17 protein-coding genes are annotated in these 19,192 nt (G+C 72.1%); 11 read left to right on the top strand and 6 right to left on the bottom strand.

Going from position 1 to position 19,192, the window contains the following annotated elements; all coding sequences use genetic code 11:
• Window positions 1-151: 151 nt before the first annotated feature.
• The 6 genes from I73_RS27925 to I73_RS27915 all read left to right on the top strand — a co-directional run bounded on the left by I73_RS27925 (window position 152) and on the right by I73_RS27915 (window position 6,598).
• Window positions 152-1,150 carry an AraC family transcriptional regulator gene (locus I73_RS27925; protein ID WP_022981143.1) on the top strand — a complete coding sequence of 333 codons (999 nt, stop codon included), beginning with the start codon at window positions 152-154 and terminating at the stop codon, window positions 1,148-1,150.
• 85 nt (window positions 1,151-1,235) lie between these two features.
• Window positions 1,236-2,753 carry an FAD-dependent oxidoreductase gene (locus I73_RS27920; RefSeq protein WP_022981142.1) on the top strand — a complete coding sequence of 506 codons (1,518 nt, stop codon included), beginning with the start codon at window positions 1,236-1,238 and terminating at the stop codon, window positions 2,751-2,753.
• The gene (locus I73_RS13765; protein ID WP_083876729.1) at window positions 2,750-3,421 is read left to right on the top strand and encodes a c-type cytochrome; all 672 of its coding nucleotides are present in this window, start codon (window positions 2,750-2,752) and stop codon (window positions 3,419-3,421) included. Before I73_RS27920 ends, I73_RS13765 begins: the two co-directional genes overlap by 4 nt.
• 63 nt (window positions 3,422-3,484) lie before the next feature.
• Window positions 3,485-4,207, top strand: a complete 723-nt coding sequence (locus I73_RS13760; protein WP_022981140.1) for a hypothetical protein — start codon at window positions 3,485-3,487, stop codon at window positions 4,205-4,207.
• On the top strand, window positions 4,204-4,953 hold the full coding sequence (locus I73_RS13755) for a MipA/OmpV family protein (RefSeq protein ID WP_022981139.1): 750 nt from the start codon (window positions 4,204-4,206) through the stop codon (window positions 4,951-4,953). Before I73_RS13760 ends, I73_RS13755 begins: the two co-directional genes overlap by 4 nt.
• A 136-nt stretch (window positions 4,954-5,089) precedes the next feature.
• Window positions 5,090-6,598 (top strand): bifunctional diguanylate cyclase/phosphodiesterase, encoded by a 1,509-nt coding sequence (locus tag I73_RS27915; RefSeq protein ID WP_022981138.1) that lies wholly within the window; start codon window positions 5,090-5,092, stop codon window positions 6,596-6,598.
• Between the two features lie 22 nt (window positions 6,599-6,620).
• On the opposite strand, the gene I73_RS32610 is transcribed toward I73_RS27915, so the two are convergent.
• From I73_RS32610 to I73_RS13735, 3 genes are all read right to left on the bottom strand, one after another.
• The gene (locus I73_RS32610; protein ID WP_022981137.1) at window positions 6,621-7,307 is read right to left on the bottom strand and encodes a general secretion pathway protein GspB; all 687 of its coding nucleotides are present in this window, start codon (window positions 7,305-7,307) and stop codon (window positions 6,621-6,623) included.
• A gap of 3 nt (window positions 7,308-7,310) precedes the next feature.
• The gene (locus tag I73_RS13740) at window positions 7,311-8,975 is read right to left on the bottom strand and encodes an ExeA family protein (protein ID WP_022981136.1); all 1,665 of its coding nucleotides are present in this window, start codon (window positions 8,973-8,975) and stop codon (window positions 7,311-7,313) included.
• 117 nt (window positions 8,976-9,092) lie between these two features.
• The gene (locus I73_RS13735) at window positions 9,093-9,290 is read right to left on the bottom strand and encodes a hypothetical protein (RefSeq protein ID WP_022981135.1); all 198 of its coding nucleotides are present in this window, start codon (window positions 9,288-9,290) and stop codon (window positions 9,093-9,095) included.
• Between the two features lie 276 nt (window positions 9,291-9,566).
• Between I73_RS13735 and I73_RS13730 the strand changes: the two genes are divergently transcribed.
• From I73_RS13730 to I73_RS31670, 4 genes are all read left to right on the top strand, one after another.
• Window positions 9,567-10,718, top strand: a complete 1,152-nt coding sequence (locus I73_RS13730) for a DNA repair exonuclease (protein WP_022981134.1) — start codon at window positions 9,567-9,569, stop codon at window positions 10,716-10,718.
• Window position 10,719: 1 nt separating this feature from the next.
• Window positions 10,720-11,274, top strand: coding sequence for an AAA family ATPase (locus tag I73_RS31680; RefSeq protein ID WP_159105884.1), 555 nt, complete (start codon window positions 10,720-10,722; stop codon window positions 11,272-11,274).
• A gap of 144 nt (window positions 11,275-11,418) precedes the next feature.
• Window positions 11,419-12,084, top strand: a complete 666-nt coding sequence (locus I73_RS31675; protein ID WP_083876722.1) for a hypothetical protein — start codon at window positions 11,419-11,421, stop codon at window positions 12,082-12,084.
• A gap of 123 nt (window positions 12,085-12,207) precedes the next feature.
• Window positions 12,208-13,398 carry an ATP-binding protein gene (locus tag I73_RS31670; RefSeq protein ID WP_083876720.1) on the top strand — a complete coding sequence of 397 codons (1,191 nt, stop codon included), beginning with the start codon at window positions 12,208-12,210 and terminating at the stop codon, window positions 13,396-13,398.
• An 18-nt stretch (window positions 13,399-13,416) separates the two neighbouring features.
• Here the strand turns inward: I73_RS31670 and I73_RS13720 are convergent, their stop codons facing one another.
• Window positions 13,417-15,615: a TonB-dependent receptor gene (locus tag I73_RS13720; protein WP_083876718.1), complete on the bottom strand. Its 2,199-nt coding sequence runs from the start codon at window positions 15,613-15,615 to the stop codon at window positions 13,417-13,419.
• Window positions 15,616-15,938: 323 nt separating this feature from the next.
• Between I73_RS13720 and I73_RS27905 the strand changes: the two genes are divergently transcribed.
• Window positions 15,939-17,507, top strand: a complete 1,569-nt coding sequence (locus tag I73_RS27905; RefSeq protein WP_022981132.1) for a methyl-accepting chemotaxis protein — start codon at window positions 15,939-15,941, stop codon at window positions 17,505-17,507.
• 7 nt (window positions 17,508-17,514) lie between these two features.
• Here I73_RS27905 and I73_RS13710 read toward each other — a convergent pair whose 3' ends face one another.
• On the bottom strand, window positions 17,515-18,153 hold the full coding sequence (locus I73_RS13710; protein WP_022981131.1) for an NAD(P)H-dependent oxidoreductase: 639 nt from the start codon (window positions 18,151-18,153) through the stop codon (window positions 17,515-17,517).
• A gap of 591 nt (window positions 18,154-18,744) precedes the next feature.
• Window positions 18,745-19,192: ATP-binding cassette domain-containing protein (locus tag I73_RS27900; protein ID WP_022981130.1), on the bottom strand; the 448-nt coding region annotated here is incomplete at its 5' end.

The following is a 19,192-nucleotide window of genomic DNA, read 5'->3' as shown; positions in this document are numbered from 1 at the left end:
CGCGAGGTCACGGCGAAACCGAGATCTTCACCCGCGTCACCGAGGTGCCCACGGGCTGCGAGGGCGTGCAGCCGGGCTCGGCCCTGGTGGGCGGGGGCATGTGATGCCGGACCCGGCAAGGCCCGCGGACCGGCCCGACCCCGGGGCGGCCGTGTTCTCGCCCAGCCTGGCCCGCGCCGTCCTGCGCTGCGCGCAGCGCCATGGCGTGGACGGGCCGCGCCTGTGCCGCGGGCTGGGCTTCGAGCCCAGCGATCTGCAGCAGCGGCCCGATCTGCGCCTGTCCTACCGCCAGACGGGGGCACTGATCCGGCGCTTCCAGCGGGCCGTGGGCCACCGCGTCACGGGTTTGTCGGTCGGTCTGCAGCAGACCCCGCTGAGCTGGGGCCTGGCCGGTGTCGGCATGCTCACCTGCCGCACGGTGGGGGAGGCGGCGCAGTACGGGCTGCAGCACCAGCTGGCGGCCGGCGCGGCCCTGCACCATGTGTCCCACCAGGAAGGGGGGCGCTTCGTCATCGAGCTGCAGCCCCGCTTTGACGAGGCGGATCTGGTGCCCTTTCTGGTGGAAGAGAGCTTTGCCAGCATCGTGGCGGTGGTGCGCAGCCTGATCGGGCCGCAGTTCCGTCCGGCGGCGCTGACGCTGGCCTATCCCGCCCCGGCGCACGCGGCCGAGTACGCCGCCGCCTTCCAATGCCCGGTCCGCTTCGATGCCCCGGCCCATCGGCTGAGCTGTGATCTGGACTGGCTGGAGCACACCCTGCCGGTGCACGATCCGCTGGCCGGGGCCATGCTGCGCGGGCAGCTCGACCGGCTGCTGGTGCCCACGCCGCCCCAGAGCGACTTTCTGGTGGCCGCGACCACTTTTCTGCGGACCCAGCTGCAGCAGCCCGTCACCCTGGGCGATCTGGCGCGGGCCCTGAACCTGAGCTGCCGCACCGCCACCCGGCGCCTGGCCGAGCAGGGCGTGAGCTTCCAGGGCCTGCTCGACCAGCTGCGCCGCGAGCAGGCCGATGCCTTGCTGGCCCGCCGTGCGGCCCGGGTGGCCGATGTGGCCGCGGCGGTGGGCTTCTCCGACCCCAGCAACTTCCGGCGGGCCTACCAGCGCTGGACCGGCCGCCCGCCGCGGGCGCCCCTGTCGGCTGGCGCCGATTGACCGGTTTCTGGCGGCCACGGACCGTGCCCGGCGCCGCCCCCCTCGGAAAAATGGCGGACGACGCAAGCAACCGAGGAGAGGCGCGATGGGCGCTGATGCAGCAGGACCCCGGGCCCACCCCGCGGCAGAGCCACCCGACAGCGGCCGCCGCCGCTGGCTGCAAGGGGCCGCCGTGATGGCCTCGGGCCTGGCGGCCACCGCCCCCGCGGGGGCGGGCCCTCGGCCGACCACCCAGGGCGATGGCGAGGTGCTGGATGTGCTCATCATCGGCGCCGGTCTGGCCGGCCTGACGGCCGCGCGCGACCTGCACCGGGCCGGCAACCGCCGCTTCCTGGTGCTCGAAGCGCGGGACCGGGTGGGCGGCCGCACCCTCAACCACCAGCTGCGCGACGGCCAGATCAGCGAGGCGGGCGGGCAGTGGATTGGGCCGGGCCAGACCGCCGTGGCCGATCTGGCCCGCGAGCTGGAGATCGGCACCTTCAAGTCCGACTACCGCGGGCGCGGGGTGTACTGCATGGGGTCCGGCCGGGTGGTCGAGGACACCCACGGCCTGGTGGACATGGACCCCAAGCTGGTGGCCGAGGTGGATGCCCTGGCGCGCAGCCTGCGCCCCGTGCGGCCCTGGGCCGCGCCCGAAGCAGCGGCGCTGGACAAGCTGAGCATGGCCGACTGGCTGGCCAGCCGCCAGGTCAGCGAGCAGGACCTGCTGACCTGGCAGTTCGCCTCGGTGCTGACCATGGGGACCTCGCTGGCCCAGGTGTCCCTGCTGCAATACCTTTCGCTGATCCGCTATGCCGGCGGCTTCCAGACGCTGGAAGGCCAGAAGGATGCGGCACAGGAGACGCGCTTCATCGGTGGCTCGCAGGCCTTGAGCCTGCGGATGGCCGAGGCCTTGAAGGACTTCGTGCGCCTGAAGACGCCGGTGACGCGCATCGCCCACTGGGACCAGCCCGTCACCGAGGTGCACACGCCCCAGGGCGTGTTCCGCGCCCGCCGGGTGATCGTGGCGCTGTCGCCCTCGCTGTGCCACCGGCTGGCCTTCGAGCCCGCGCTGCCCGCCGACCGGCAGCGCCTGCAGCGCCTGTGGCCCACCCACGGGCCGTTTGCCAAGACGGCCATGGTCTACCGCGAGCCCTTCTGGTTCGCCAAGGGCTACAACGGCCAGATCGGCTGCGTGGACGGGCCGGTCATCTGGTCCTACGACAACTCGCCGCCCGACCAGCGCCTGGGCGTGATCAACGCCTTCGTGCGCATCGGCGAGATGCCCGGCGACCCCGCGGCGGCCCAGCATCTGCTGGCCACGATCTACGCCGAGGCGATGCAGGACCAGCGCTTTCTCGCGCCGCTGGAATTCCACCTGCAGGATTGGGGGCAGGAGCCCTACACCCTGAGCTGCGTGCCGCCGATGGCGCCGGGCTTTCTCACCAGCGGCCTGATGCCGGCCCTGACCCGCAACGTCGGTTCGCTCATCTGGTCGGGCACGGAGACGGCCGACCTCTGGTACGGCTACATGGACGGCGCGGTGCGTTCCGGGCACACCGCGGCGCTGGTGGCCCTGCAGGCCCTCCAGACCCTTCATGCCGGGCGGGAGGTGTCGGCATGAGCGCGACCCGCAACTCGATGCGCGGCCGCATCTCGGGCCTGTGGCTCGGCCTGCTGGCCCTGGCCCTGGGGGCCGGGCTGTACTGGGGGCGGGACGTCTGGGGCCTGTGGCAGTTCAAGCTGGCGCTGGACCGGCAGGCTGCCCAGGTGGCCGCCCGCGGTCCGCAGGCCAGTGCCTGGGCCCAGGCCTGCGTGGGCTGCCATGGCTTTGGTGGCGCCAGCCGCAACCCCCACTATCCGCGCCTGGCCGGTCAGCCTGCGGTCTACCTCGAGACCCAGCTGCGGCGCTATGCCAGTGGCGAGCGCCGCAACCCGCAGATGGAGCCCCTGGCTGCGTCCCTGAGCGAGGCCCAGATCCATGCCCTGGCGGCCTACTTCTCGGCCTCGGAGGCCGGGCCGTCGCCGGGCCGCGCCATGTTCCTGCAGCCGCAGCTCGCCTCCTGCACCGCCTGCCATGGCGCCCAGCTGCAGGGCGGCAGCGCGCCGTCCGGCGCCGGCCTGATGACCGCGCCCCGCCTGGCCGGGCAGTCGCCGGGCTACCTGGCCCGCCAGCTGCGCGACTTCCGCGCGGGCGAACGCGTCGATCCGTCCGGGCAGATGCAGGCGGTCAGCCGCAGCCTGAGCGACCCCGACATCGACGCGCTGGCCCGTGCCCTGGCCCGGCCCTGAGGCCGCCACCCCATCCTGGGCTCACCGCTTTCCTCCTCCCTTGTTTTCCCTTCTGAACCTGGCATGACTCCGACGCATCTCTCCTCGCCGCCGCTGTACCCGCGTGCGGTGGCCCTTATCACCTGGCTGGGCGTTCTCCTGGGCTTCGCCTGTCTGTACCTGGCCCTGCGCACGGTCGATTTCGACCTGGATGCGATGACCGACCCGCTCAACCAGCTGCGGCGGGCCAGCCTGGAGAAGGCCGATCTGATCGAGGGGGCGATGCTGTGCGACATCTTCGGCTTCTACCTGCTGATGATCCCGGCGACGCTTTACCTCTGGCACTGGCTGCACGAGCGCAATCCCTTCGTGATGGCCGTGGCCACCGTCTGCATGCTGCTCTACATCCTGACCGGGGCGCTGGGCGGCGGCATCCTGTCCGTGCTGTGGCCCAGCCTGATCCGGGACCATGTCCATGCGGCCCAGGACCCGGCGCGGCTGCAGATCCTCACCGAGCAGTTCAGGCTGGTCACCCAGCTGGTCTACACCGGCCTGTGGGGCCGGGTGGAGTACCTGCTGGTGGGCGTCTGGGGCGCCTGCGTCAGCGCGCTGACCTGGCGCGACCACAAGGCCTTCGCCGTCGTGGGCTTCATCGGGGCGCTGGGCTCGGTGCTGTCGGGCGTGGGCGAGCTGTTCTCCTTGCGGGGGCTGGCCGACAACGCCATCAATGTCTACATGGTCCTGGTGCCGCTGTGGGTGGCCTGGGCCGCCGGCATGGCCTGGGCGCGTCGAAAGGACCTCTGGTGAGCGGCGCCGCAGCAGGCTGCTTCCGCCCCGCCTGGGCCATGGTGCTGGGGCTGGCGGTGTCCGCCCTGGCCCAGGCCGCAGACCCGGTTGCCGACGGTCTCACGGGCGACGTCGGGCTCGGGGCCGTGCGCGCGCCGGTGGGCATCCGGGGGGCGTCCGCGCATGTGCAGCCCATGCCCTATCTGAACTTCGAATGGGGCCCTGTCTTCACGCGCATCGACACCTTGGGGCTTCAGCTGCTGCCGCTGGGCGTGGGTGCGCTGGAGCTGCTGGGTCAGTACCGGGGCGATGGCTACCGGGTCCCGGGTCTGCGCACACGGGCCGACGCCATCCCCCTGGGGTTGGGCACGCTGCAGCCGACCCCGTTCGGCGCCTTCGGGCTGAATGTGCTGGGCGACCTGGGACCCTCGGGCGGGCTGCTCGTGCAGGCGCGCTACCTGGCCCGGTTCCGCCTGGGGCGGACGACCGTCTACCCCGAGCTCGGCATGGAGTTCGAGAATGCCGCTTACGTCCGGTACTACGCCGGGGCATCGGGGGCGGATCTGGCAGCGGGTGTTCCCGCCTACCGGCCAGGGGCCGCCGTGAATCCGAGCGTCGGCTTGCTGCTGGAGACGCCCGTCACGGACCGGGTGTTCCTGCACGCCTACTGGCGCGAAACCTGGCTGGGCGAGGCGATCCGCCGCAGTCCGCTGGTGACGGGCCGCGAGCGGGCGACGGTGCTGCTGGGCCTGGCCTACCGGTTCTGAGTCCGGCCGATGCGGGAGAATTTGTCCCACGCGGGCCGGCAGATGTGTTCAAGTCGACAGGGTGTTGACCGAAAACATGGCGCCGGCCTGACGCAGTTCAGGGTTCGGGCCGTTCCTGACCTGTCTTGGCATCCGCATGCAGCCTGTCTACGACCCCGGCACGGTGGCCCTGTCCATTTCGATTGCCGCGCTTGCGTTCTGTGGGAGTCTGGGCCTCGCCCGCTGGGTGCGGGCCCGCATCCGCATGGCCCGCGCGCAGCCTCCCGCCCAGGGTCAGCTCGCCCGGGGCGTGTTGACCGATCCGCTCACCGGCGTGCCCAGCCGCATGCTGCTGGACGACCGGCTGAGCCACGCGGTGAACCGGGCCGACCGTGCCAACGAGGGCCGGCGCGCGGGACAGATCCAGGCCCGCCTGGCCCTGCTCTTCGTGGACCTGGACGGCTTCGCGGCGGTCAACGACAGCTTCGGCCACGCCACCGGCGACCGGGTGCTCCAGGCCATGGCGCAGCGCCTGCGCGGCTGCCTGCGGGATGCCGACTCCGTGTCCCGTGTCGGCGCAGACCAGTTCGTGCTGCTGCTGGAGGACATGGGCTGCGAGGCCGACGCCCTGGCCGTGGCGCAGCGGGTGCTGGCGGCGGTGGGCCAGCCGGTGGACCTGGGCGAGCGGCCGCTCACGCTGTCCTGCAGCATCGGCATCGTCATCTACCCGGACCATGGTCGGCGCGACCGCCTGCTGTCCCACGCCGAGGCCGCCATGCACCAGGCCAAGCGGGCCGGCGGCGGCGGCTGGGCCCTGTTCGACCAGGGCATGGGTGAGGATGGGCGGGCCCAGATCGAGCTGCAGGAGGATTTGCGCGCCGCACTGCAGCGCAACGAGCTGCTGCTGCACTACCAGCCCAAGGTGGACGCCGGCAACGGCCAGATCCGCAGCCTGGAGGCCCTGGTGCGCTGGCAGCATCCTCGCCACGGTCTGCTGGGGCCGGGGCAATTCATTCCGGTGGCCGAGCGCTTTGGCCTGATCAACGTCCTGGGCGGCTGGGTGATCCGCGAGGCCTGCCGGCAGCTCGGGGCCTGGTCCCGGCAAGGCTTGCGGCTGCGCTTGTCGGTCAATCTGTCGGTGCACCAGGTGCGCCAGGGCCATGTGGTCGAGCAGATCGAGGCGGCGTTGCGCGAGCATGCGGTGTCGGCCGACCAGCTCACCTGCGAGATCACCGAGTCGGTGGCGATGGAGGACACCGCCGCCACCCAGGCCATGCTGGCCGGTCTGGCCCGCATCGGCGTCAAGCTGTCGATCGACGATTTCGGCACCGGCTACTCCAGCCTGTCCTACCTCTGCAAGCTGCGGCCCCAGGAGCTGAAGATCGACCGCAGCTTCGTGCAGGACCTGGAGACCAGCACGGATGCCCGCGCCGTGGTGGACGCCATCATCCACCTGGCCCGCGCCCTGCGTCTGACCGTGGTGGCCGAGGGCGTGGAGACCCGCGACCAGGCCCAGGTGCTGCTGGCGCTGGGTTGCGACGAGCTGCAGGGCTTCTTCTTCGCCCGCCCGATGAGCGTGCAGGCCCTGGTGGCCGGCGGCCTGCTGACCTCCGACGGCCAGGATCCGGTGGAATTCACCGCCTCGGCCTACGTACCGCTGGGCTGAGGCGCGCCGAAGCGGCGTCCTCTCACAGGGGATGGCGCATGCGCTGGCCCTTGTAGCGCAGCACCAGCTCGTGCGGGCGAATCTGCTCCAGCACCAGGTCCGGGCCCAGCGTGGCGCCCTCGTGCACGACATCGCCGCGCGCGATCACGAAGCGGCTGGCGGGGTCATCCGAATACACCGAGCCGCTGATGCCCAGCTTGGCCATCTCGCGCTTGAGGGCGGGACTGGCCTCCTGGATCGGCGCGGCCGTGACCGGCGCTGGTGCCGGTGAGGGGGCTGGGGAAGGGACCGGGCTGGGCTGGGCCAGGGTCACGGGCGCCGCCGCCACCGGCGGGGCGGAGGCCGCCTCGGCCCGTGGCGTCGGCGGCGCGGGTGTGGGGCCCACCGTGGGCGGGGCGGCCGGCATCGGCGCCGGGGAAGGGGCCGGGGCCGCCATCGTCCGGGGGGGCGGGGCGGTGACGGGGGCGGGCGCCGCCGCCGAGGCGGCTGGCGTGGACGGGGCCGGGGCGCGGGTCCACCACCAGGCGGCCCCCAGTCCACTGCCCACCATCAGCACGGCGCCCAGGGCCCAGGGCCACCAGGGGGTGGCGGCCGGTGCGGCCGGGGGCGTGTTGGGGCTGCTGCCCTGGCTGTGCAGCCCCGGCACGGGCTGGCGCTCGCGCTCGCGTTCGGCGTCCGCCCGGCGCAGGGCATCGAGGATGTAGGACATGGCTCAGGGCTCGGGGTGGGACAGGGTGGGTTCGACGGCGCCGGCCGCCCGGTTCAACTGCATCAGGGTGACCGGGCCCACCCGGGCGTCGGGCTTCAAACCGTGGCGGATCTGGAAGGCCCGCAGGCGGGTGTTCAGCGGGCTGCTGGCGGCGGCGGGCAGGGCGGCGGTCAGCTGGGCATCCAACCACTGGTTGAAGGCCGGTGTGCGTGCGCCGCCCGGCGCATAGCCCGCGGGCAGCCGCCACAGCACGCCGAATTCGCCCTGCCAGGCCAGGGCCAGCTCGCCCAGCGCCAGCCGGTGGGGCTGGCCGCCCAGCTCCACCGTGGCATCGGTGGCGTCCAGCCCGGTCAGCAGCACGGCGGTGTCCGGCTGGCCAGGCGGGTGCAGGGTCAGCACGGCCGGCCGGTCCAGGCTGGCCAGCAGGCCCAGGCTGCCGCTGGGGGCCAGGTGGCAGCCCAGGCCGTGGTGGGCCGCGGTGTCGCAGGCCGATTCGCCGTTCACCGGGGCCAGCGACCAGTGCCGCAGCAGGCCATCCCAGGCCGCCCGGGCGTTGCCGCCTGGGAGGTCGGCCAGATGCACCGTGGGCACCTGGGACAACGGGATGGGCGCAGAGGGCACCGGCGTCACAGGCCGGGCAGGGGATGCGGTGGAGGCCGAGGCATCAGGGACGGAAGCGACCGGGCTGGCCTGCATGGGCCGGGTGGCCGCGGAGGCCGGGGCCTTGGCCGTGATGCCCGCCGGCGTCTGCGCCCGCTGCCAGGCCCAGAGCAGTCCCGCGCCCAGCAGGGCACTGGCCAGCAGGGCCATCCCCAGGGCCTGGGCCCGGCGCCGGGAAGGCTCGATGGCAGGCCGGTTGTGGTCGAACACCTCCCGGGCGGCCTGGATCACGATGTCCGGCCCGATGGCCCGGGTGCCGGTGGCATAGGCGCCCAGCATGGCGCGGTCGCACAGCAGGTTGATGCGCCGCGGCACTCCTCGGGTGATTTGGTGGATGCGGCGCACTGCCGCGGGGGTGAAGGGCACCGGGGTGGCCAGGCCGGCGACCCGGAGTCGGTGCTGGATGTATTGGCCGGTCTCCGGTTCGGACAGGGCCTCCAGGTGAAAGCGGGCGATCACCCGCTGGGCCAGCTGCTCCAGCTCCGGCCGGGCCAGCATGTTGCGCAGCTCGGGTTGGCCGATCAGGATGATCTGCAGCAGCTTGCGCTCGTTGGTCTCCAGGTTGGTCAAGAGGCGCAGCTGCTCCAGCACGTCGGCCGACAGGTTCTGCGCCTCGTCGATGATCAGCACCGCGTTACGGCCGGTGGCGTGCAGTCCCAGCAGGAAGGTGTTGAGCGGGTCGACGTAGTCCTTGACCGTCCGGGCCGCGGCCGGCACCTCGACGTGGAATTCGTCGCACACCGTGCGCAGCAGCTCCAGCACGCTGAGCTTGGGGTTGAAGATGTAGGCCACCTGGCAGTGGGCCGGCACCTGTTCCAGGAAGCAGCGGCAGACGGTGGTCTTGCCGGCACCGATCTCGCCGGTCAGCAGCACGAAGCCGCCACCGCCGTCCAGCCCGTAGAGCAGGTGGGCCAGCGCCTCGCGGTGGCGCTCGCTCATGAACAGGTAGTGGGGGTCCGGGGCGATCGAGAAGGGCGCCTGCTTCAGCCCGAAAAAGTCGGCGTACATGGCGCGCAGGATAACCGGCCCGCCGCCCGGCACCGCCCAAAAGACGAGGGGGCCGGTGCATGGCGCACCGGCCCCCTCGGGTCAGCGGAATTCAATTCAACGGGAATCAGCGGCGGCTCAGCGCGGCAGCTCGATCTGCGGGGGCGCATCGGCCAGATCGGGGCCCAGCAGCCAGGGCTGGGCCGACTCGTAGCCGAGTTCCAGCTCGGTGCTGTCGGCCGGACCGACGACCACCGGCTTGCTGCGGGACCACCAGCGACGCTGCATCTTGGGCGCGGCCGGAGCGGTATCGGGGCGGTTCGCGGGCAGAGTCATGGCGGTCTCCTGTGGCGGTTGGTGGTCGGTTTGTGTTCGTGGTGTCAAATCGAGGGAGTACGGCAGGTCTCGATGGTTCCACTTTAGAAGCGACTTGACCACCTCCACGTCGGCTCATCCCCAAAGCGGATGTAGGAATTCGCCTGACACGTCGGGTTCGCCCCCTCCTGCTGGCTCAAGGTCTGAGCCCCTGACCATCGAGAATCCTCCGCTTGCCTTTGTTTCGTCCTCTGAGAAATAATGTTGTAGGGGCGTTTCAGCCTGGAGCCCGTTCATTTGTCACGCTTTCTGCACACCGCCGATTGGCAGATCGGCCGCCTGTTCCACACGTTGCATGCCGACAACGCCGTGCCCCTGGCCGAGGCGCGGCTGAGTGCCGTCGAGCGCCTGGCGGCGCTGGCCACCGCGCACCGCGTCGACGCCGTGCTGGTGGCCGGCGACGTCTTCGATGCCCAGACGGTGAGCGAGCGCACCGTGCGCCGGCTGTTCAACGCCATGGCCGGCTACAGCGGCCCCTGGCTGCTGTTGCCGGGCAACCATGACGCCGCCTTGACGGAAAGTGTCTGGACCCGGGCTGAACGGATGGGGGTGCTGTCACCGAACATTCATCTGCTGCTCACGCCCGAAGTGAGGGTCTTCCCCGAGGCCGGCTTCGCGGTGTTGCCCGCGCCGCTGACCCAGCGCCACACCTTCGCCGACACCACCCAGTGGTTCGACGGCGCCGAGACGCCCGCCGGCCTGCTGCGCATCGGCCTGGCCCACGGCAGCGTGCAGGGCCTGCTGGCCGAGGACATCGACGCGCCCAACCCCATCGCCCCGGACCGGCCCCGGACCGCCCGGCTGGACTACCTGGCCCTGGGTGACTGGCACGGCTGCAAGATCGTCGGCCCGCGCCTGGCCTACAGCGGCACGCCCGAACCCGACCGCTTCCGCTCGGCCGAGGCCGGTCAGGCCCTGCTGGTGGAGATCGACGCGCCCGGCGCCGAGCCGCGGATCACGCCGCTGGCGGTGGGCCAGTTCCGCTGGGCCGCCTGGCCCGTGGCCCTGCAGGTGCCCAGCGACCTGGACGTCCTGCTGGCCCGGCTGGATGCCCTGGGCCCGCAGGACGTGATCGACCTGAGCGTCAGCGGCGCCACCGACCTGGCCGGCCTGCAGCGGCTGCAGACCGCCCTGGCCCGGGCAGAGGCCCAGGCCCGCCACCTGCAGGCCGACCTGGGCGCGCTGCGCCTGCAGCCCACCGACGAGGACCTGGCTGCTCTGCAGGCCGACGGCTACCTGGGCGAGGTGCTGGCCGAGCTGCGCCAGACCCTGGCCGCGCCGGGCCTGGATGAGGCCGCCCGCGAGACCGCCCAGGACGCGCTGGCCCTGCTGGCCGCCGAGCTGCTGGCCAGGCCGGCAGCCGGCACCCCCGCCGGGGAGGGCCGCTGACATGACGCTGCAACTCACCCGCCTGCGCGTCGAACAGCTGCGGCGCTTCCGCCAGCCCTTCGAGCTGGCCGGCCTGAGCCCGGGCCTGAACATCCTGGCCGGCCCCAACGAGGCCGGCAAAAGCACCCTGGTGCGCGCCATCCGCGCGGCCTTCTTCGAGCGCCACCGCTCCAACGCCGCCGAACACCTGCGCCCGCATGGCGACAGCGCCGCCGCGCCCACCATCGAGCTGGACTTCCTGCTCGACGGCCAGGCCGGCCAGTTGCGCAAGACCTTCCTGGCCCGCAAGCGCTGCGAGCTGCAGTGGGCCGGCCAGCGCCACGAAGGCGCCGAGGCCGAGGACTGGCTGGCCCAGCGCTTTGGCTTTTCCTATGCGGCCAAGGGCGAGAGCAAGCCGCAGAACTGGGGCATCCCCGGCCTGCTGTGGGTGGAGCAGGGCGAGGGCCAGCGCCTGGACGTGGACCCCGCGCGCGACTACCTGCACGACGCCCTGGCCGGCCAGGCCGGGCAGGTCGGCGGCGCCCTGGCCGCCAGCGGCGGCGATGAGCTGCTGTAGCGCCTGCGCGCCCAGCGCCAGCTGCTGCTGACGCCCAAGGCCGGCGCGCCCACCGGCGAGCTGGTCCAGCTGATCAAGCAGGGCGAGGCCCTGGCCGCCGAGCGCGAGGCGCTGGACCGCCAGATCCAGGCCTACCGCCAGCAGGTGGACGAACTGGCTACGCTGCGCCAGCAGCACGCCGCCGACGAGGCCGTCCGCCCCTGGGAGGCCCTGCAGGCCCATCTGGACGTAGCCCGGGCCCGGCATACCGAGCTGCAGGCCCTGCAGGTCCAGCTGGCCACCGACCTGTCCCGTCAGAGCCAGCTGGCCCAGAGCCGCGAGCTGCTGCTGGCCCATCTGGTCCAGGGCACCCAGCTGCAGTCCGCGCTGGCCCAGCGCCAGCAGGCCCTGGACGAGGCCACTCGCCAAGAGGCCGCAGCCCAGGTGGCGGCCCGGGCCGCCCAGGCCCCCTGGCAGGCCGCGCAGGCCGCCAGCGCCGCCGCCCGCGAGGCGCTGAACCGCGCCCGCCAGGCCCAACAGCGGGCCCAGCTGGCCCAGCAGCGCGACGAGGCCCGGGCCCAGCTGGCCCAGGGCCGCGCCGCCCTGGACCAGGCCCAGACCGCCCAGGCGGCGCTGGACGAACTGCGCCGCCAGCCGGCGGCCCAGCCGTTCGGGGCCACCCAGCTGCAGCAGCTGCGTGGTCTGGAGCGCACCTGGCGCGACGCCGAGCTGCGCCGCCAGGCCGCGGCCACCCGCCTGCAGTTCACCCTGCCGCCGGGCCCGCCGCTGGCCTTGCGCACCGCCGCGGGCACCCAGACCCTGCTAGGCTAGGGCGAGCAGCTGCTGGACGCGCCGGCCACACTGGCCCTGCCGGGCGGTGGCGAGCTCACCATCACCCCGGGCGGGCAGGACCTGGCCGCCCGCGCCGCTGCCCAGGCCGAGGCCCAGGCCGCCTTGCAGACTGCGCTGCAGCGCCTGGGTCTGGCCGACCTGGCCGAGGCCGAGGCCCGCGCCCTGGCCCATGCCGAGTGGCAGACCCGCCACCAGCTGGCCCAGCAGGCCCTGGCCCATGTGGCGCCCCAGGGGCTGGAGGCCCTGCGCGCGGCGCTGGCCCAGGCCGAGGGGCGGGCCGAGGCGGCCGAGCAGGCCCTGGGTCGGCTGGCCGAGGTCGCCATCGAGTCGACCGGGGCGGCCGAGCCGACGGACAGCCAGGAAGCTGCCGAGTCCCGGCTGGACGCCGCCCGCCAGGCCGAGCAGCGCGCCCAGCAGGGCCTGGCCCAGGCCCAGGCCGCGCTGGCGGCCGCCCAGTCCCGTCTGGCCACGGCCCGGCAGGAGCAGCAGTCGGCCCAGGCCGCCCTGGACGACCCGGCCCGCCAGGCCCGCGAGGCCCAGGCCCAGCAGCAGCTGCTGGCGGTGCAGGGCGAGGAGGCGGCGCTGGCCGCGCGCATCGCCCAGGCCCAGGCCGCGCTGGCCGAGGCCCGGCCGGACATCGTGGCCCAGGACATCGCCCGCCTGCAGGCCAGCGTGGGCCAGCGCCTGGTCCAGCACCAGCAGCGCGCGTCTGATCTGCAGGTGCGCGCCGCCACGCTGCAGCAGGCCGGCGCCCTGGGGCTGGAGGAGCAGCGCGACACCCTGGCCGGCGAGCAGGCCCGGGTGGCCCGGCGCGTGGCCGAGCTGCAGCGCCGCGCCCGCGCGCTGGACTGGCTGTGCCGCACGCTGGACGCCAAGCGCCAGGCCACGCTGGCGCGCCTGCAGGCGCCGCTGCAGCAGCGCCTGCAGCACTACCTGCCGCTGCTGCTGCCGGGCGCGCGGGTGGAGATCACCGAGGCGCTGGCGCCGGGCCAGCTGCTGCGCCCGGGCCCGCAGGGCCAGCCCGAGGCTGGGGCGGTGGACGAGCTGAGCTTTGGCGCGCGCGAGCAGCTGGGCCTGATTGCCCGCTTCGCCTATGCCGATCTGCTGCGCGAGGCCGGCCGACCCACGCTGCTGATCCTGGACGACGCGCTGGTGCACAGCGACGCCGGCCGGCTCGCCCAGATGAAGCGGGTGCTGTTCGATGCCGCGCAGCGCCACCAGGTGCTGCTCTTCACCTGCCACCCCGAGGACTGGCAGGACATGGGCGTGCCGCTGCGGATGCTGGCCGCCTGAGCCCTGGCCGATACCGCTTCAGAAGGTGTAGCCGGCGTTCAGGCCCAGCAGCCAGGTGCGGCCGGGGGCGGGCTCGAAGAAGCGGCTGTTGCCCTCGTTGACGATGACCGAGCCGGCGTAGTGCCGGTCGCCCACATTGTCCAGGCGGGCGAACTCGCGCAGCGTCCAGCCGCCGGTCTTCTGCGTCCAGGAGACCCGCAGGTTGACCACGCCGTAGGCCGGGGCGGCGTCGGTGTTGCGGTCGTCCACCGCCACCTTGCCGACCTGGCGGAACTCCACCGCGGTCTCGAAGCCGCTGGCCTGCGGGCGCCACTGCAGCTCGGTGTAGAAAGTCAGGTCCGGGATGCCGGGGATGCGCTTGCCGGCCGCCACGTCCACCGAGGGCGTGGTGCAGGGCGCGGCCGTGCAGGTCAGGAAGCTGTCGCGGTAGCGGGCGTTGAGCGTGGCCAGTGCGGCATACCACCACAGCTCGTGGCCCAGGGGCCCGGTGAGGCTGGCGTCCAGTCCCTGGCGCAGGGTGCGGCCCACGTTCTGGTAGGTGGAGCGGCCGCCGCTGTTGGTCAGCACCGCGATCTCGTGGTTGGTGCGCGCCTCGTAGTAGGCGATGTTGGCGCTCCAGGGGCCGGCCCAGCCGTCCCAACGGGCCTTGGTGCCCAGCTCCCACTGCCGGCTGGTGGCCGGCGCGAGGCCGAAGTTCAGGCCGCCACCACCCGGGCGGTAGGCCAGTTCGTTGAGGGTGGGTGTCTCGAAGCCGCGACCGAAAGAAGCGTACAGATGCAGGTCGTTCGAGAGCTTGTACAGCAGGCCGGCCACCGGGGTGCTGGCCTCGTAGGTGGTGCTGCCGCTGTCGTTGCCATTGCTCAGGTAGCGGTCGGAGGAGACGAAGCCCACCTTGGAATGCCGCAGGCCCAGCAGGGCGTTCCAGTCGCTGGCGAAGGCCCAACTGGCCTGCAGGTACTGGTCGAAGCTGTTCACACGGTTGAGCTCGTTGCGGCGCAGCGAGCCTTCCACGCCCAGCGCGTCGGGGTTGGCCGCCGGGCCGGTGAAGCTCTGGAAGCCCAGGCGGTGTTCGTTGAGGATGTCGTCGCTCAGACCGGCCGTGAACTCCAGCGGCCGCTCGAGCAGCGTGGCGCTGTGGGTCCAGCGCAGGTCCTGGCCCCAGTAGTTGCGCGACAGGTCGATCACGCCGCCCGGGCTGCTGGCCGCCTGCTGGCTGGTGGGCGGGATGGCCTGGTACTGGACCGTCTCGCGTTCGCCGTAGTAGCTGGTCCACTGCAGGCGGTCGTCGCGGCCCAGGCGCTGGTTCAGGATCAGGCCGGCCTGGCTCTGGTTCACCGATTTGCGGGTGTTGTAGAGCGTGGCCACGCTGGCCACCTGGCGCGGGTCGGCCTGCCAGTCGGTGCGGGTCAGGCCCAGCGGGTCCTGGGCCTCGGGCATGTCCACGCTGTTGAGCACCAGGGTCCAGCGGCTGTCTTCGCTGGTGGCCAGGCTGAACTTGCCGTTGAAGGTGCTGCGCTCGGCCGCGCTGTGCTCGCGGTAGCCGTCGGTCTGGAAGCGATTGGCGCTGATGAGGTACTGGGCGGCGCCCTGCTGGCCGCTGAGCTGCACGCCCACCCGGTGGGCATGGTCGCTGCCGAAGGCGGCCGACAGTTCGGCCACCGTGTCCGGGCCACCGTCCTGCGTGAAGATGTTCACCACGCCGCCGGAGGAGTTGCCGTACAGCGTCGAGAAGGGGCCGCGCAACACCTCGATGCGATCGGCCGAGGTGAGGTCGATGTGCGAGGTCTGGCCCTGGCCATCGGGCATGGTGGCGGGTATGCCGTCGACGAACAGACGCAGGCCGCGCACACCGAAGGTGGAGCGGGCGCCAAAGCCGCGCGAGGAGATCTGCAGGTCCTGGGCGTAGTTCTGGCGGTTCTGGGCCACGATGCCCGGCACCCGGGCCAGCGACTCCGACAGATTGACCTGCAGCTGGCTGGCGCTCAGCGCATCGGCGTCCAGCGCGTCGATGGAGGCCGGGATGTCGAAGGCCGGCTGGGCCGTGCGGGTGGCTGTCACCACCACCGCGCCCAGGTCCTGCGTCTGCGCCCAGGCGGGTGCGCCCGCGCACAGGGCGGCACAGGCCACGGCCACCACCAGGGTGGGGTCAGGAAAGGTCGATGGTTGAACACCCGGCTGGGGCTCGGGGCTGAAAGAGGGCAGTGAGGGCGTGGGCATGGGGACTGCGAACGTTGGAAGCGCTTGGGCTTGTCGGGTTGGGGGGGGCGGGCCCGCGAAGGCTGCGGGATGACACCTCAGCGCCGCGGGGCTGTCCATGCTGGTCTGCCCTCTGAAACGGTCAGGCTTGATGTGGGTCAGCCGCCGTGGGTGACCAGGCCGGGTGAGATGTGTGACTTGCTACCAGAAACCCTGGCTTCCGCTTGCTTTTTGACCTTTTGATAGACGGGGTTTCTGCCGAAACTGAGTCAGTCATTTCTGACCATTGTCCGATGGATGTGATCGGCTGGCCGAGAAATCCAAATTCTGTTCAGGAGTACGTGATGAGCAAACAGGGTTGGAGCGTGCGCGCTCAGCTGCGCGGGGGCTTTGGCAGTCTGGCGGCACTGTGTCTGCTGGTGGCCGCCACCGCGATGTGGGGGCTGCACGACGTCCACGAGACCTTCTCCGACTACTTCGCGGGCGTGGACCAGCGCTCGCGCGCCGCGGCGCAGCTGGGCCAGGCCATGGAAAAGCGGGCCGTCGAGGCGCGTAATGCCTTGCTGGCCGGCGACGCCGCCGGGCGTCAGCAGGCCCTGGACAAGGCCAAGGCCGCCCACGAAGAGGTGCAGAAGCACCTGGCCCAGTTCCAGGAGCGGATGCGCGAGTCCCATGACATGTCCGATGCGGCCAGGACCAAGGCCCAGGCTTTGGTCGATGTGGAGGCGGCTTACGCACCCGTGGCGCTGTCCATCCTGGACCTGACCGCCCGCGGTGAGCACGATGCGGCGGTACGCAAGCTCAATGCCGAGTGCGTGCCCCTGCTGGCGCGCCTGGACACGGCGATGGGGGAATACCAGGCGCTGACCGAGGCGCGGCGGCAGTCCCTGACCGAAGGTGCCATGCTGCTGGTCGAGCGGTTGCGGGTGGGCTTCTCGGGGCTGGCGCTGCTGTCCCTGGCTGTGTCGATCGGCCTGAGCGTGTGGATCGTGCGGCGCCTGCTGAACGCGCTGGGTGCCGAGCCTGCCGTACTCAGTGCGGTGGCGCGCCGCGTGGCCGAAGGCGACCTCAGCCAGAGCCACTCCGGGCCCGTGCCGGCCGGCAGCGTGATGGCCTCGATGCAGCAGATGCAGTCGAGCCTGGTGCGGCTGATTGCCGCGGTGCGCCAGAACGCCGAAAGCGTGGCCTCGGCCTCGGCGCAGATCTCCACCGGCAGCCACGACCTGTCCAGCCGCACCGAGTCCCAGGCCTCGGCGCTGGAGCAGACCAGTGCGCAAATGGAGGAGATGAACGGCAGCGTGCAGACCAGCGCCCAGGGGGCCCGCGAGGCCAATGGCCTGGCCGGCGACACAGCCGAGGCCGCCTCGCGCGGCGGTCAGGTGATGGGCCGGGTGGAAGACACCATGCGCGACATCGCCCAGTCCAGCGCGCGCATCTCCGACATCATCGGCGTCATCGATGGCATCGCCTTCCAGACCAACATCCTGGCCCTGAATGCGGCCGTGGAAGCGGCCCGGGCCGGCGAGCAGGGCCGGGGCTTTGCGGTGGTGGCCAGCGAGGTGCGCAGCCTGGCGGGGCGTTCGGCCCAGGCCGCCCGTGAGATCAAGACCCTCATCGCCACCTCGGTCGAGAAGGTGCAGGCCGGCAATCAGCTGGTGAACGAAGCAGGTGAGGCCATGCGCGACATCGTCGGGCGGGTGGAGAAGGTCAATGCGCTGATCCGCGAGATCGATCAGGCCACCGAGCACCAAGCCTCGGGCATCCGGCAGATCAACGAGGCCGTGGGCATGCTGGACCAGGGCACGCAGCAGAACGCGGCCATGGTGGAAGAGACCGCCGCGGCCGCCGAGAGCCTGCGCTCTCAGGCCGCCGAGATGCAGGCCCTGGTGGCCACCTTCCGACTGGCGGCCTGAGGCGGCCTCACTTCACCTCGATCACGAACTCGCTGCGCGGGCGACGCACCTTCTTGAGCTTGACCAGCCAGTCGCCCTCGGCGGCGCGGTAGCCCAGCGGCAGGATCACGACCGAGCGCAGGCCCAGGGCCTTCAGACCCAGGATCTCGTCGACCTTGTGGGGCTCGAAGCCCTCCATCGGCGTGGCGTCAACGCCTTGCTCGGCCGCGGCGATCAGGGCCGTGCCCAGGCCGATGTAGGCCTGGCGCGCGGCGTGCTGGAAGTTGTCTTCCGGGCTGCGCAGCGGGTAGGTGGACAGCAGCTTCTGGCGGTAGGCCTCCCAGCCCTCGTTGCGCATGCCGCGCTCCTCGTTGACGAGGTCGAACATGGCGTTGATGCGCTCGGGCGTGTAGTGGTCCCAGGCGGCGAACACCAGCAGGTGCGAGCCATCGGTGATCTGGGCCTGGTCCCAGGCGTGGGCGCGGATCTTCGCGCGCACCTCGGGGTTCGTCACCACCAGCACCGAATAAGGCTGCAGGCCGCTGGAACTGGCGGTCAGGCGGATGGCCTCGACGATGTGATCGACTTTGTCGGCGGGCACGGCGCGGGCCGGGTCCATCTTCTTGGTGGCGTAGCGCCACTGGAGCTGGGTCAACAGATCGGACATGGTGGACAGAGGTTTGGCTGGGTGCGGCCGAACCGCCGGCCGCGGTGCGTGCCACTGTAGCCCGCCTGCGGATGTCCCCGCGGTCCACCTTTGGGGCGGGCTTGTGCTAAAGCTTGCCAGAACGTCTCCGCCGCTGTCAAGCCTTGACAGCGTGGCCCGAAACGGTTCGCACGAGGCGCACGGCGGTGCTGTTTTTTGCGGCAATCCAGGGCGTTCCCTGGCCTGACAAGGGCTTGCGCCACCCCTCCCGGGTTTATCCACAGGCTTGTCCAGCCTGCCTGTGGAGCGGATGTTTCGATGCGCCCGTCGGGCTGCCTTTTTTTGCAGCAATGTGACGGAAACGCCGTCAAATCAAGGACTTGCCATCTCGGGTCAGGGCTTTTCCACAGGCTTGTCCCTGCTGGATGTGGAGCAGCACGGGGGCGGATTCCCGACAAAGACGATCGGAAAAGACGGCCCTTCGGTCCATGGCCGGGGCGCAGGTGGCGGTGGCCAGGCGCACCAGGCCGGCGTTGCCGGGTGCCTGCGCCCGGACGGGGCTGGCGTTCCTCGGGTTTGCGGGCGTGACCCACGCCCCGAAGCGGCAGGAAGTCACAGCGCATGCACGGCGCAGAGGGCCTCATGCACCGCGCCGGTGGCCCGCTCGACCCCGGGACTGGCCCGGTCGCGTGGCCAAGGGGCATCGACCGTCAGCACCTGGGCGATCTGGCCCGGCGCCGCCTGCAGCACCGCCACCCGGCTGCCCAGCAGCACCGCCTCGTCGATGTCGTGCGTCACCACCAGGGTGGTGATGCCATGGGCCCGGGTGACTCGCCCCAGGAGCTCCTGCAGCTTCAGGCGTGTGAAGGCGTCCACGGCGGAGAAGGGTTCGTCCAGCAGAAGCACACGGGGATGGGTGAACAGCCCGCGGGCCATGGCCACCCGCTGGGCCTGGCCGCCGGAGAGCGCTTTGGGCAGGCGCTCTCCCAGGCCGGCCAGACCGACCTCATCGAGCAGCGCGTCAACGCGGGCGGCGTGGCGTGCCACCCGTCCGCCCGCG

The organism is Ideonella sp. B508-1, assembly GCF_000333615.1.
Classification (GTDB): Bacteria; Pseudomonadota; Gammaproteobacteria; order Burkholderiales; family Burkholderiaceae_C; genus Ideonella.
This window is presented reverse-complemented; position numbering and strand designations above follow the sequence as displayed.